The 12673-nt window shown below is 66.2% G+C and carries 14 protein-coding genes; 7 read left to right on the top strand and 7 right to left on the bottom strand.

Annotation, left to right across the window (positions count from 1 at the left end; genetic code table 11):
- Nucleotides 1–3 precede the first annotated feature (3 nt).
- Nucleotides 4–285: a hypothetical protein gene (locus AC1DOM_RS03930; protein ID WP_498960464.1), complete on the top strand. Its 282-nt coding sequence runs from the start codon at nt 4–6 to the stop codon at nt 283–285.
- 22 nt (nt 286–307) lie between these two features.
- On the top strand, nt 308–730 hold the full coding sequence (locus AC1DOM_RS03925; protein ID WP_498960462.1) for a PaaI family thioesterase: 423 nt from the start codon (nt 308–310) through the stop codon (nt 728–730).
- On the opposite strand, the gene AC1DOM_RS03920 is transcribed toward AC1DOM_RS03925, so the two are convergent.
- Nucleotides 727–2190, bottom strand: coding sequence for an HD domain-containing phosphohydrolase (locus tag AC1DOM_RS03920; RefSeq protein ID WP_498960460.1), 1464 nt, complete (start codon nt 2188–2190; stop codon nt 727–729). The two genes, AC1DOM_RS03925 and AC1DOM_RS03920, sit on opposite strands and share 4 nt — an antisense overlap.
- Before the next feature lie 232 nt (nt 2191–2422).
- On the opposite strand from AC1DOM_RS03920, the gene AC1DOM_RS03915 reads away from it, so the two are divergent.
- The 3 genes from AC1DOM_RS03915 to AC1DOM_RS03905 all read left to right on the top strand — a co-directional run bounded on the left by AC1DOM_RS03915 (nt 2423) and on the right by AC1DOM_RS03905 (nt 4828).
- The gene (locus AC1DOM_RS03915; RefSeq protein ID WP_498960458.1) at nt 2423–3145 is read left to right on the top strand and encodes an alpha/beta hydrolase; all 723 of its coding nucleotides are present in this window, start codon (nt 2423–2425) and stop codon (nt 3143–3145) included.
- A 97-nt stretch (nt 3146–3242) separates the two neighbouring features.
- Complete coding sequence (locus AC1DOM_RS03910; RefSeq protein ID WP_498960456.1) at nt 3243–3584, top strand: hypothetical protein; 342 nt, start codon at nt 3243–3245, stop codon at nt 3582–3584.
- Complete coding sequence (locus AC1DOM_RS03905; RefSeq protein WP_498960454.1) at nt 3581–4828, top strand: low temperature requirement protein A; 1248 nt, start codon at nt 3581–3583, stop codon at nt 4826–4828. The genes AC1DOM_RS03910 and AC1DOM_RS03905 overlap by 4 nt, the downstream gene beginning before the upstream one ends.
- Here the strand turns inward: AC1DOM_RS03905 and AC1DOM_RS03900 are convergent.
- Nucleotides 4825–5505 (bottom strand): hypothetical protein, encoded by a 681-nt coding sequence (locus tag AC1DOM_RS03900; protein ID WP_498960452.1) that lies wholly within the window; start codon nt 5503–5505, stop codon nt 4825–4827. The two genes, AC1DOM_RS03905 and AC1DOM_RS03900, sit on opposite strands and share 4 nt — an antisense overlap.
- Before the next feature lie 337 nt (nt 5506–5842).
- Here AC1DOM_RS03900 and AC1DOM_RS03895 point away from each other — a divergent pair, with 337 nt between their 5' ends.
- Both AC1DOM_RS03895 and AC1DOM_RS03890 read left to right on the top strand, forming a co-directional pair.
- Nucleotides 5843–6157 (top strand): hypothetical protein, encoded by a 315-nt coding sequence (locus AC1DOM_RS03895; protein ID WP_498960450.1) that lies wholly within the window; start codon nt 5843–5845, stop codon nt 6155–6157.
- A 203-nt stretch (nt 6158–6360) separates the two neighbouring features.
- Entirely contained in the window at nt 6361–6693 is a 333-nt protein-coding gene (locus tag AC1DOM_RS03890) for a hypothetical protein (protein ID WP_498960448.1), read from the top strand.
- Nucleotides 6694–6699: 6 nt separating this feature from the next.
- Here the strand turns inward: AC1DOM_RS03890 and AC1DOM_RS03885 are convergent, their stop codons facing one another.
- From AC1DOM_RS03885 to AC1DOM_RS03865, 5 genes are all read right to left on the bottom strand, one after another.
- Nucleotides 6700–8391, bottom strand: coding sequence for an ATP-binding protein (locus AC1DOM_RS03885; RefSeq protein WP_498960446.1), 1692 nt, complete (start codon nt 8389–8391; stop codon nt 6700–6702).
- Nucleotides 8372–8728, bottom strand: coding sequence for an Hpt domain-containing protein (locus AC1DOM_RS03880; protein WP_498960444.1), 357 nt, complete (start codon nt 8726–8728; stop codon nt 8372–8374). The genes AC1DOM_RS03885 and AC1DOM_RS03880 overlap by 20 nt, the downstream gene beginning before the upstream one ends.
- 125 nt (nt 8729–8853) lie before the next feature.
- A complete protein-coding gene (dxs, locus tag AC1DOM_RS03875; RefSeq protein ID WP_498960442.1) occupies nt 8854–10758 on the bottom strand; it encodes a 1-deoxy-D-xylulose-5-phosphate synthase in 1905 nt (634 codons plus the stop codon).
- Nucleotides 10759–10804: 46 nt separating this feature from the next.
- On the bottom strand, nt 10805–11902 hold the full coding sequence (locus tag AC1DOM_RS03870; protein WP_498960440.1) for a hypothetical protein: 1098 nt from the start codon (nt 11900–11902) through the stop codon (nt 10805–10807).
- 46 nt (nt 11903–11948) lie between these two features.
- The gene (locus tag AC1DOM_RS03865) at nt 11949–12614 is read right to left on the bottom strand and encodes an HNH endonuclease (protein WP_498960438.1); all 666 of its coding nucleotides are present in this window, start codon (nt 12612–12614) and stop codon (nt 11949–11951) included.
- Nucleotides 12615–12673 lie beyond the last annotated feature (59 nt).

The following is a 12673-nucleotide window of genomic DNA, read 5'->3' as shown; positions in this document are numbered from 1 at the left end:
AACATGCGCAATTTCCATGCATGGCAGCGCCGCACGATGCGGCGCGCGGACAGGCAGTTGTGGGGTGGTGTGCTGTTGGTCGTGGCGACGACGGCGACGTATTTCTGCATCGCCTCTTTGCTGGAACCTGTTGCGCCAATGGCGGCTTCCGTTGCGGTGATCTTGCGTTATCTGGCATTACTACCCGTCATCGCGGGCGCAGGGCTGGCGGCGATCGGTGGATGGACGATCTGGCGGCTGCAGCGCGATCCGATCCTGATGTATTACCGACGAGACGGGCGCTGAGGTCGCGCGCTACGATCCCCCCATGCGCGACATCCACCAGCTCGTCACCGACTGCTTCAACGCCCAAGGCCTGATGCACACCTTGGGCACGCGCCTGGTCTCCGTCGATCCCGGAGAGGTCCGCATCGCGCTGACGCCATCGCCCGCGCTCACGCAACAGAACGGCTTCGTCCACGCCGGCGCGCTGACGACCATCCTCGACAGCGCCTGCGGCTACGCGGCGATGACCGTCGCGCCCGAAGGCTGCAACGTGCTCACGGTCGAATTCAAGGTGAATCTCTTGCGCCCCGCGCTCGCCGATGAGTTCCTCGCCATCGGCAAAGTCGCCAAGGCCGGCCGCACCTTGACGGTGTGCACGGCGGAAGTGATCGGCACGCGCGATGGCGAAACGAAGACCATCGCGATGATGCAGGCGACGATTGCGAACGTGCCTTCGCAGGCTTAAAGCAAGCCCAGGTGCGTCGCCTTCAACGTCGCCGCCGCCCGCGTCGAACTTTCCAACTTCCGGAACACGCTCTCGATATGCGTGCGAACGGTGCTCGGGCTGATCCCCAGTTGTTGCGCCACGCGCTTGTTGCTCGCGCCCAGGCTTACCAGGCGCAGGACTTCTTTCTCGCGTTCGGTCAATAGGCCGGTGGATCCGTTCGCAACGGGCGCGCGACGCGGCGTGCGCGGTTTGCTCAAGAGCGCATCGACGACACTGGTGTCGTAGCGTCCCGCACGCGCTTCCTCCTGCAACAGCGTCACGGCCGGCGCCGGGGCGTGTGCGAGCCGCCATGGGCGATCGGCAACCAACGCGCCATACGCCGCCGCTACCGCGAGGATGCGACCTTCGATCGAGATGTAGTCGGCCTTCGACTCACGGAAGTAACCGGATCCATCGATACGCTCGTAGGTATACGACGCGACGTCCGCCTCGCGCGCGAGCGAGCCGATCTGCCGCGCGGCGCGCCCGGTCCAGTAAGGCGCCAGCCGCACGCGTTCCCAGGACGCCGGCGGTAGTTTGCCTTCCGTATTCCAGATCATGTTGGGCACCGACGCCCGGCCCATGCCATGGATCAGCGCCGCGCGATAAACGGTGCGTTGTGCGTGGTCATCGAGGCCGAGTGCTTGCGCGGCGTTGCGCGCGGACTCCGCGACGCGCCGCGAATGACCGGTCATCCACGGCAGTTTGAGATCGATGACATCCGCCAGGATTTCCAGCGACGTCGTGCGATCCTCAAACGCCGCATCGAGCGAACACGCCCCCGACATCGCCGGATCGCTGTCCAGCGCTTCCAGCCATCGCGAAGCATTCGACAGCAGCGCCGCGGCGAGCGGACGCGGATACAACGTGCCCGCGCGTTGGCCGATCAGGGTGCACGCCTGGTCGATCCCATACAGTCGATGGAAGATGTCGAGGTCGCCTGCCAGTGAGGCCAGGTAGACGGCGGTAGGCACTTCGTCGCCGCGCAAGCTGTCCGGTGCACCGCTGCCATCGAAGTTTTCGAACAGGTGGCGCAGCGCGTGCTGTGTCGACGGCGCAAGACCGAGTTGCGCGGCGATGTCGCCGGAGACTTCGCAATGGATGCGCGACAGCGAGAGAAACGCCGACGCACTGCGCGTCGTCGCGGCACGAAAGCTGCTGCCCGAGGTTTGCATCGACAGCAAGGCCTTGCGCCCGCCGACATCGTCGCCGAACAACTGCGCGAACTCCGGAGCGTTGGCGGTGCAGCCCGACCAGCGCAGCAACGAGACGGTCATCGCTTCCGTGCACTGTGGCGCGTCGCCGCCGGTTTCGCGCGCCAGTTGCCCTGCGATCCAGGCCGCGCGCGGGGAGTGGTCGATGGGTTGACCCATGGCCAGGTCGCCGACGAAGGCGAGGGCGCGGATCACATCCAGCAGGGCGACATCGGAAGCGTGCACGTCGGTGCGTCTCCTTCGGGGGCCGGACAGTCTGTCGATGCGTCGCCGCGCGGGGGATCGGTCATTCGACCGATGTTGCGCGCAAGCGGGCGCGGGCAACCTTTGCTCCGTGGCCGGTCGCCGGTCATTCGACCCTCCCCCGGGCGGGGTATGTCCCGCACTGCTGACCCCATCCTAACCTCGGAGATTCTCCATGAAATTCAAATCCCTCCTCGCCACTACGGTTGCTGCCATGGCCCTCTCGTCTACTGCTGGTGCCGCCAATCCCACCCCCGCGAAGAACGTCGTGCTCGTCCATGGCGGCTTCGTCGACGGCTCGGGTTGGCAGAAGGTCTACAACGTCCTGAAGAACGACGGCTACAACGTCACCATCGTGCAGAACCCCACCACTTCGCTCGCCGACGACGTCGCGGCGACCAAGCGCGCCATCGCCGCGCAGGATGGCCCGGTGGTGCTGGTCGGCCATTCCTACGGTGGCGTGGTGATTTCCGAAGCGGGCACCGACCCCAAGGTCGAGCGCCTCGTGTACATCGCCGCCTTCGCGCCCGACAAGGGCGAGTCGGTGCAGACGCTGATCGCCAATCCGCCGCCGGGTGCGTCGGTGCCGCCGATCCTGCCGCCGCAGGATGGGTTCCTGTTCCTCGATCGCGACAAGTTCGCCGCATCGTTCGCGGGCGACGTGCCGAAGGACGAAGCCGAGTTCATGGCCGCCTCCCAGGTGCCGTGGGGTGTGCAGGCGCTCGCTGGCGCCGTGACCGAACCGGCGTGGAAGTCGAAGAAGAGCTGGTATCTGGTCGCCACCGACGACCACATGATCCCACCGCCCGCGCAGCAGATGATGGCCAAGCGTGCGGGCGCGAAAGTGACCGAAGTCGCCGGCAGCCATGCGATCTATGTCTCGCAGCCCGCGGCGGTCGCGAAGATCATCGAACAGGCGGCGCAAGGCGTTCACTGATCGCTGCTCTTGTTTGTCGAAGAAGCGGAGCGCCACGTGCGCTCCGCTTTTTTTGCGTTCGCATCCCGCGCGACGCCCGCGCGTACGCTCGCAGCGCATGGCCTTCCGCTACATCGCCCCCACGCGCCCGCTGCCGCCCGCTTGCCGCTGGCTGCTGCAGGAAGGCTCCGCGCACCTGCTGTGGAACGCCGGCTGCATCGCGATGGTGATGCGCGATCGCAACGGACGCTGGCATACGCAGATCCAGTGGCGCATGGCGGTGCTGCAGGCGCGCTGTGGATCGCAGGCGCAGGGGATGCGATGGATCGAGCGATGGATGGAGAAGCGGGGCGGGTTGCCGGGGAGTGGGGCGCGGCGGGAGGTCAGACAGCCGGCGTGGAGGGTGGCGTTCGGCGCGCGGGCTGGCATCATCGACGGGTCCAGGCGCACGCATCCATGACCCAAGCCCCCACCGCCGAAACGCTCCACCACCACTTCCGCCCCATGCGCGGGCGCGACCCGAACGAGCCGCATCGCGTTGCCACGCCGCTCGAACTGCTCTTCGACCTGACCTTCGTCATTGCCTTCGGCACGGCCGCAGCGCAGTTCGCGCATGCGCTCGCTGAAGCGCACTACGCCAATGCGTTGCTGGGTTTCGGGTTTGCGTCGTTCGCGATTTGCTGGGCGTGGAGCAACTTCACGTGGTTCGCGTCTGCGTTCGACACGGACGACTGGTTGTTCCGCCTCGCCACGATGGCGCAGATGAGCGGCGTGCTCGTGTTCGCGCTCGGGTTGCCGCGGATGTTCGCGTCGCTGGAAGTCGACGACGGACGCATCGACATCGGGATCATGGTGCTGGGCTACGTGATCATGCGCCTGGCGATGGTGTTCCAGTGGTTGCGAGCAGCGCGGCAGGATCCGGTGCATCGCCAGACCTGCCTGATGTATGCGCTCGCGATCTCGGTGGCGCAGGCGGGGTGGTTCGCGATGATCTTCGCCCACTTTCCGCCGGTGCTGACGGGCGTAGCGATCGTCGCGCTCATCGGCATGGAACTCGCGCTGCCATGGCTCGCCGAACGCCTGCACGGTGGCACCCCGTGGCACGCGCACCATATCGCCGAGCGTTACAGCCTGTTCGCGATCATCGCGATGGGCGAGGGGATCGTGGGGACGGTGGCGTCATTGTCCGCGGTGGTCGATGTCGAAGGCTGGTCGTTGGATGTCGCACTGGTGTGCATCGCCGGCGTGGGGCTCACGTTCGGCATGTGGTGGATGTATTACATCCTGCCCTCGGGTTACGTGCTGCACGTCCATCGCCGGCGCGAATTCAAATGGGCGTATACGCAGCTACTGATCGTCACCTGCATCGTTGCCACCGGTGCGGGACTCCACGTCGCGGGCTATTACCTGCAACACCAGGCGCATATCAGCGCGCTGGCGACCTTGCTGGCGACGGCGATTCCGGTCGGTGTGTACATCCTGGCGATCTACGCTTTGTATACCTACCTCGTGCGCCGCGTGGATCCCTTCCACCTGTGGCTGTTGGCCGCGACGGTCGCGGTCATGGTGGGCGCGATCTGCGCCGCGGTGGCCGGCGTCGACATGACGGTGTGCCTGTGCCTGTTGATGCTCGCGCCGGTAGTGACGGTGATCGGCTACGAGTGGCGTGGGCACCGCCACGAGGCGGCGTCGCTGGGGAACTAGCGAACCAGCGACAACCCATCGCGATACACCGGTTCGAAGCGACAAATGTGTTCGATGTGGCGGCGTGCATCGGGCGACAGCCATCCGAGTAGTTCGGTGAATCGACGGTGCCGGTCCGCGAGGTCGGACAGATGCGCAATCGGCTCATGGTGGAAGATGCGATTCCGGACGAGCCGAGCTTCCTCGATACGGCGTCGCACTTTCGGTCGCGTGCGCCATGTCTTCGGTATGCGGGGGAACACAACGGGCAGCAGCCTCGGCCATGGGCCACCGGCGGTTTCGTAGGCACCGTTGAACATGCCGCACCAGAACCCGAACCGGAGTTCGGCAATGACGCGGTCAGGCGTGGAAGGCCTTCCCCTGTCGAGCAATCCCGCTTTCGCGTCGCGGACGAGCGCGGCATGTCCAGGATTCAGCCAGCCTTGGTCGTACCAGTCGTCGGCCTGAAGGTGCTCTCGCAATGCATCATGCAGGCTGTTGCGCATCACGACTTCGAGCATATGCAGCACCGGATACATGGCTTCACTCAACAAGATATTTCGGCCATGCATCGCGACGGCTTCGATATCGTTGGCTGCGCGCGTGTAGGACGCCAACCTGGGACGTGAGACGGCCTTGGCCACTCCACGGGCGAGCTGCCCGTCGATCCGCGTTGCCCACGCAGGACTGTTGAACATCGTTCTGTCTTCCTCTAGCATTCGTGCCGCATACCCCGGCTAGCTCCTCTCCTCACACGCGGCACGTGAGTGAAGGGTCCGGGGTTTTTTATTGCCTGCGCTGCGCCCGGGCAATCGGCGTGCGCCTCGACAGCAAGCGGATGCATCTTCATCCCGCGCCGCAACAACGCATTCGCCGCCGCATCGCGGTCATTGCGAATGGATGAGTCATCCGTTCGTCGGCGTATCCGTCGGTTCACCAACCTTTGTCATTTGTTTCGAACCTCACTCATGTCAATGATCGTGGCTCGGACAGAGGACGACAGGCCGTCGTCCGCCGAATCGGAAGGAGACGCGCATGCGTTACGCCCCTGTTGTCGCGCTTTCCGTCGTGTTGTTCGCCAGCGGTGCCGCGCTGGCGCAGGAAGCGCTCGGTTCCATCGAGGTCAAGGCAGAAGACTCGGAACGCACGATCACCATCGCGTGCAGCGATCCGGCGCAGCCCACGCTCAAGGAAGTGGAAGCAGTGCTGCAGATCAACGACCCGACGCAGTCCAAACCGCTGCGCGACAAGTTGATGGCCGCGGCCGCCGAGGCCTGCTCGCAGAAGGTGCCGAAGATCATCGTCATGCGTTCTGCGACGGGCTCGTTGACCTGGAAGCCGATGCAATAGCGCACGCGCGGGGCACGCGCCCCGTGTGATTGCGCCCGCGGCCCCGCCGCTACGGGGCCGCGCGGCAGTGTGCGCGGTCGGCTAAAGTACGGGTTGACGCCTACAGCCAGGCCACGCAGGGGACCAGGGGAATGAGCAGCAATCCGTACGCGGCGCCGGGCGCCGTGGTGGGTGAGGTGGTTTCGCATGGAGAGCAACAGCGCTTGCAGCGCGTGGCTTCCGGGCAGCGCATGATGGTTTGGGCAGTGTTGGGGACATTCTTGACCAACGGCTCGATGCGTGCGGTCGAAGACTCGATGTTGGGCACCGGCGTCCTCTTTCTGCTGTGGCTTGCATGCCTCATCTTCGCGATCATCGGCGCCGTGCGCCTGCTGCGCGGGCTCGGCGCGCGCGTCGTAACGTGCGTGTTCGTCGCGATCTTCATGATCATTCCGCTCTTCAACCTCATCGCGATGCTGATCCTGAGCAACCGCGCCACGCGCGCACTCAGGGCCGCGGGGTTCAAGGTTGGCCTGATGGGCGCGCGCGGGATCTGACGCGCTTCAGCGCACCATCTGCTCCGCCGGCGCCAGCCACTTGAGCAACACCGTCCGCAACGCATCGGGCTCGAAGGGTTTGCCGATGAAGTCGTCCATGCCCGCCTCGCGGCAACGCTGGCGGTCGTGTTCGAGCACGTTGGCGGTCATCGCGATGATCGGCAGTTCGCGCAGGCGCGCATCGGCGCGCAAAGTGCGCGTGGCCTGCAGGCCATCGAGCACGGGCATCTGCATGTCCATCAGGATCAGCGCGTAATCGTTGGCGCGTGCGCGTTCGATCGCTTGTGCGCCATCGTCCACGACATCCACTTCGACGCCCAGATCCTCCAGCTGTGCGCGCGCGACTTCCTGGTTGAACAGGTTGTCTTCGGCCAGCAGGATGCGACGTCCGCGCAGTTGCGAGAGGTCGACTTCTGCGATCGCCTCGTGTGTGTCCGCCGGTGCCTGGGTGATTTCGAAGGGAAGGGAAAGCCAGAACGTCGCGCCGCGTCCGGGAATGCTCTGCACGCCGACGTCGCCGTCCATCGCTTCGGCGAGCTTGCGGGAAATCGACAGGCCCAGCCCCGTGCCGCCATAGCGGCGCGTGGTCGAGGCATCGGCTTGGTGGAAGGATTTGAACAGTTGCGCCTGCACCGCATCCGGAATGCCGACGCCGGTATCGCGGACGTGGAATCGCAAGCGCACGCGGTCGCCGTCCATTTCCAGCACGCGCGCGGCGATCGCCACTTCGCCGGCATCGGTGAACTTGATCGCATTGCTGACGTAGTTGACGAGGATCTGTTCGATGCGGAATGCATCGCCGAGCAACCACTGCGGCACGTCGTCGGCCACGTGGAGCGTGATTTCCAGGCCCTTCGCCGCGGCGCGTTCCATCGCCATCACGAGCACGTTGCGCAGTGATTCGCGGACATCGAACGCCACGTGTTCGATCTGCAACATGCCGGCGTCGATCTTCGAAACGTCCAGCACGTCGTTGATCACGCGCAGCAGGAACCCGCCGGCCTGGTGAATACGATCGGCGAAGCTACGTTGCCGCGGGGCGAGTTCGGATTTCAGCAACAGGTGCGACATGCCGATGATCGCGTTCATCGGCGTGCGGATTTCATGGCTCATGTTGGCGAGGAACGTCGACTTCGCCGCATTGGCGTCTTCCGCCGTGCGGCGCGCGCGTTCCAGTTCCTGCAGCGCTTCGGCGAGTTTGACCTCGGTGGCGTGCTGTTCGGTGATGTCCAGGACGTGGCCGCGGAACAGCACACCTTCGGGAACCGCGGTCGGGATGCCGAACGCGGTGAGCCAACGCCGTTCGCCGGTCACCGCGTGGGTGATCGGGTATTCCACGCGCACGGGCGTGAGCGACATGGCCGCGGCGCCGACCTGCATGCGCACGGGCATCACGTCGTCGGGGTCCATCAGTTTTTCGAAGTTGCCGTAGTCGGCCATGATGTGTTCGACCGGCAGGCCCGACAGCGTCGAGGCCGGCGCGCTCGCGAACATCAGCGAAGTGGTGCCGTCGAATCGCACCAGGTATTCGATGATCGCGCCGGGCACGCTGTTGGCGACTTCGTCCAGGCGCTTGCGACGTGCTTCGGATTCCGCCAGTTCCGCGCGCAAGGCCTGCGTGCGCCGCGCGAGCCATGCCGCGACTGCGAGCGCAATCAGGGCGATTACGGCGAGCGCGCTAGCGAGCACTACTTCCATGCGCTGCAACGAAGGCTTCGACGGCTTCGACAAGATCGGCGACGCGGACGGTGGCGTCGTCGACGAGTGCAGTGACGAGCGCGGGCGATGAGCCGATCGACGCTGCGTCTTCGAGGGTGTCCAACAGGTCGGAGGTCGCCATGTCGTCGACCTGCGCGCACGCGGACTTCAACTTGTGCGCGACTTCGGCGATGCCGCGCAGGTCCAGGCGTTCGCGCGCCTGCCCGAGCAGGCGCAGGTCCTCGCGCGTCGCCGCGCCGAACGCGCCCAGCACGCGCACGAGCGTCCCTTGGTCGGGGAACAACCGGCGCATCGTGGAGAAGCGTTCGTCCTGCATAAGCGCTCGCGCAGCCTTTCAAAACTGCGAAAACGCATCCTGCACCCGCGCCGACGGCCGGGACAAGGCGATGGTGCAAACGCCCGACGACCGGCAGTGGCCCGATTGTTGCCCCGGCCGCGGGCTTAGCCGGCGGCCGTCTTCACCGCGGTCGACTGGAGCGTGGGCCAACGCGCAAGCACCGAGGCGTGGATGCCCGCGACATCCAGGCCCGCTTCGGCGAGCAACTGCTCGCGGCTGGCGTGGTGCTGGAACGCGTCGGGCAGGCCCAGGTGCAGGACCGGATGCGCGAGCCCTTCGGCGGCGAGCAGTTCGGCCACGCCGGAACCCGCACCGCCGGCGACGACGTTGTCTTCCAGCGTGACGAAGCCTTCGTGCGTCTTCGCCAGCTCGAGCAGCAGCGCGCGATCCAGCGGCTTCACGAAGCGCATGTTGACGACGGTGAGGCCGAGTTGTTCGCCGACCTGCTGCGCCGCCGGCACGATCGCACCGAAAGCCAGCAGCGCGATGCGCGCGCCCTTGCGGCGCACGTCGGCCTTGCCGATCGGCAGCGTGTCGAGCGTGTCCTGCACAGTCACACCGGGACCGGTACCGCGCGGATAACGCACGGCCGTCGGGCCGACGTGCTTGAAACCGGTGGTGAGCATCTGCCGGCATTCGTTTTCGTCGGCCGGCGCCATCACCACCATGTTCGGCACGCAACGCAGGAAGCTCAAATCCAGGTTCCCCGCATGCGTCGCGCCATCGGGGCCGACCACGCCGCCGCGGTCGATCGCGAACAGCACGTCGAGGTCCTGGATCGCCACGTCGTGCACGAGCTGGTCGTAGCCGCGTTGCAGGAAGGTCGAATAGATCGCGACCACCGGTTTCGCGCCTTCGCACGCCATGCCCGCGGCGAGCGTCACCGCGTGTTGTTCGGCGATGGCGACGTCGAAGTAACGCTCCGGATATTCCTTGCTGAAACGCACCAGGCCCGAGCCTTCGCGCATCGCCGGGGTGATGGCGAGCAGCGTTTCGTCGGCGGCGGCCATGTCGCACAGCCAGTCGCCGAAGACGTCGGTGTAGGTCGGCTTCTTCGCGCCGGGCTTGCTGACCAGGCCTTGCGCGGGATCGAAGGGGCCGACGGCGTGATAGCCGATCTGGTCGCCTTCGGCGAGTTCGTAGCCTTTGCCCTTGGTCGTGATGATGTGCAGCAGCTGCGGACCCTTGAGGGTCTTGAGCGTCTTCAGCGTCGCGACGAGCGCGTCCACATCGTGGCCGTCGATCGGACCGGTGTAGTGGAAGCCCATCTCTTCGAACAACGTGGACGGGACGAACATGCCTTTCCAGTGTTCTTCCCAGCGGCGCACGAATTTCGCGGTCGGGTTGTTCTTGTCGCCGAGCAGTTTCTTGCCGCCCTCGCGCAAGGCGTTGAGCGTCTTGCTGCCCGTCATGCGGCCGAGCATCTTGGTCAGGCCGCCGACGTTTTCGGAAATCGACATCCGGTTGTCGTTGAGGATCACGAGCAGGTTCGGCTCGGGGTCCATGCCGCCGGCGTGGTTCAACGCTTCGTAGGCCATGCCCGCGGTCATCGCGCCGTCGCCGATGACGGCCACCACGCGGCGCGTGTTGCCGGCGCGCGCGTTGGCGATCGCCATGCCGAGGGCGGCGGAGATCGAGGTCGAGGAATGGCCGACGCCGAAGGTGTCGTATTCGCTTTCTTCGCGCTTCGGGAACGGCGCGACGCCGTCCTTCTGCTTCACCGTGTGGATGTCGTCGCGGCGGCCGGTGAGGATCTTGTGCGGGTAGCACTGGTGGCCGACGTCCCAGACCAGGCGGTCGTCGGGCGTCTCATACAGCCAGTGGAGGGCGACGGTGAGTTCGATGACGCCCAGGCCGGCGCCGAAGTGGCCGCCGCTGCGGCCGACCGATTCGATCAGGTAGGCGCGCAGTTCCTCGGCGATCGCCGGCAGCTGATCTTCGCCGAAGGTGCGAAGGTCGGCCGGCGTGGAAATCCGGGACAGGCGCGGGTAGCGCGTGGAGTCGATCATTTTGGGGGGCTGCGACAACAAGGCGGCAATTGTAAGCCGCCGGCCGTCATTTGCCCCGCAAACGCCCGAACAAGCCGCCCTTCTGCGGTTCCACGGGTTCGGGCTCGTCGGAAACGACTTCGGCGAAGCCGGTGGCGAGGTTGGCGTTCACGAAATCCACGACGTCCTCGAAGGGCACGCCGCTGGCGGTGGCCACCTCGTCCAGCGAGGCCGGGCCTTTCATCATCGCGGTGGCGATGCGGAAGTGCTTGGGGAATTCGCGTTCGGTCTGCGGCCACTTGGTGAGCCGGTATTGCGCGGCGGGGTCGAAGCCCGGCAGCAACTGGCCCTGGCCGGCGAGGAGGCCGCCGTACCACTGCAGGCGCGCGAGCGGTTGCGCGGCGCCGAGCGCGGTGGCTTCGCGGGCGAAGGTGGCATCGTCGATCGAACCGAAATGATCGCGCTTGACCGGGCCTTCGAAGTAGCTGGCCAAGGGCTTGAGCGCGGCGGGGCCGTGGTATTGGCGCGCGTCGGCGTCGATCAGCACCGCCGGGCCGTTGCCGAGCTGGTAACGCAGCTTGCCCTGGAGTTCGCCGGGGGCGAACCAGTCGCCGAGCCGGCGTTCGCGCGGCGGAGCGACGGTGGCGACATTCACCGGCGCGGCGGCAGGTTCGATCGTGGTGGGCTTGAGCGAACCGGCCTGCACGGAGTCGGGCAGCTTCGGCGCGGGCGCCGGCGCGCGCAGGTCTTCGCGCGGCTTGACCGGCATTTCTTCGGGAAGTTGGTCGTTCGGCACCGGCGAGGGGCTCATGCCGGAGGGCACGGCCTGCGCGACGGGTTCGGACGGTGCGCTCACGCTGCCGCCGCCGGCGATCTGGTCGAGCATCGCGGCTACGGTCTGCGTGTTGATCGGACGCTCCAGGCGCCAATCGGTCTGCGTGCGCGGCGCCGAGGTCAGGCCGACGACCTGCTTGCCGGCTGCATGCAGGCGCAGCCAGCTCATGGGGCCGTACATGCTGTCCATGTCGACGACGACGTAGTCGGCCTCGGCTTCCGGAACGAGCTTCCAGCGGCCGCCCTGGGTTGCGTTGGCCTGCAGGAAGGCGGCGCGCAGTTCCGCCTCCGTGGCGGAATCCATGCCGGTGGTGCCGAGCGTCAAAGCCATCTTTCGCGAATCCGGGACAGGAAAGTCCGGAGTGTACAGCGGCGGTTCACGCGATTGAACGCGCTCGCTTGGGCAGGTGCGATTTCAGGAACGCCATCTGGTCGGCCAGGATGTGGCGATTGGAGAGGATCAGGTGTTCGATCCAGCTCGGGCGGAACGGAACGGCCAGTAAGGGCATGCCCGCTTGCTGCGGGGTGCGGCCGCCCTTGCGCGAATTGCAGTGGAAGCAGGCCGAGACGACGTTCTCCCACGTATCGCGCCCGCCCTTCGACAGGGGCATGACGTGGTCGCGCGTGAGATGCGGGCGCGGGAACTCGTGGCCGCAGTACAGGCACAGGTGCTGGTCGCGCGCGAACAGTGCGGCGTTGGTCAGCGCGGGCGTGGGGTCGAGCGCCTGCGGGCGCGCATGGCCCTTGGCGGCGACGATGGGATGCAGGTCGAGCACGCTTTGCGCGCCGGTCGCGCGACAGATGCCGCCGTGTACGGTGATGCAGGGGTCGCCGAGGGTCCAGGCGACGGCGCCGCGTGCGTAGAGACACGCCGCATCCTGCCAGCTCATCCAGTCGAGCACGCGCCCATGGGCGTCGAGCGAGAGCAGCCGCACCGCATGGATGCGGGCCTGCTGCATGTCGACAACCTTGCGGTCGTCGATGGCTGCAAGTTCCGCTACAGGCGGAAGGACGAGGCGAAGTGGCGCTCTATCGGTCTCCATCGAGAGTCGAGCTTATACCCCTTCAATGACCAGAAGAATACCCAACTCAGCCATTTTCC

The organism is Lysobacter sp. P5_B12 (genome assembly GCF_056400425.1).
Note: the sequence above shows the minus strand (reverse complement) of the source record. Positions and strands in the feature narration are given on the sequence as shown.

What these genes read in the sequence shown, in the direction of transcription:
- AC1DOM_RS03880 (WP_498960444.1), bottom strand. Translation starts at nt 8,728, where the DNA reads ATGCAGGACGAACGCTTCTCCACGATGCGCCGGTTGTTCCCCGACCAA.
- AC1DOM_RS03870 (WP_498960440.1), bottom strand. Translation starts at nt 11,902, where the DNA reads ATGGCTTTGACGCTCGGCACCACCGGCATGGATTCCGCCACGGAGGCG.
- AC1DOM_RS03930 (WP_498960464.1), top strand. Translation starts at nt 4, where the DNA reads ATGCGCAATTTCCATGCATGGCAGCGCCGCACGATGCGGCGCGCGGAC.
- AC1DOM_RS03885 (WP_498960446.1), bottom strand. Translation starts at nt 8,391, where the DNA reads ATGGAAGTAGTGCTCGCTAGCGCGCTCGCCGTAATCGCCCTGATTGCG.
- AC1DOM_RS03865 (WP_498960438.1), bottom strand. Translation starts at nt 12,614, where the DNA reads ATGGAGACCGATAGAGCGCCACTTCGCCTCGTCCTTCCGCCTGTAGCG.
- dxs (WP_498960442.1), bottom strand. Translation starts at nt 10,758, where the DNA reads ATGATCGACTCCACGCGCTACCCGCGCCTGTCCCGGATTTCCACGCCG.
- AC1DOM_RS03925 (WP_498960462.1), top strand. Translation starts at nt 308, where the DNA reads ATGCGCGACATCCACCAGCTCGTCACCGACTGCTTCAACGCCCAAGGC.
- AC1DOM_RS03895 (WP_498960450.1), top strand. Translation starts at nt 5,843, where the DNA reads ATGCGTTACGCCCCTGTTGTCGCGCTTTCCGTCGTGTTGTTCGCCAGC.
- AC1DOM_RS03900 (WP_498960452.1), bottom strand. Translation starts at nt 5,505, where the DNA reads ATGTTCAACAGTCCTGCGTGGGCAACGCGGATCGACGGGCAGCTCGCC.
- AC1DOM_RS03915 (WP_498960458.1), top strand. Translation starts at nt 2,423, where the DNA reads ATGGCCCTCTCGTCTACTGCTGGTGCCGCCAATCCCACCCCCGCGAAG.
- AC1DOM_RS03905 (WP_498960454.1), top strand. Translation starts at nt 3,581, where the DNA reads ATGACCCAAGCCCCCACCGCCGAAACGCTCCACCACCACTTCCGCCCC.
- AC1DOM_RS03910 (WP_498960456.1), top strand. Translation starts at nt 3,243, where the DNA reads ATGGCCTTCCGCTACATCGCCCCCACGCGCCCGCTGCCGCCCGCTTGC.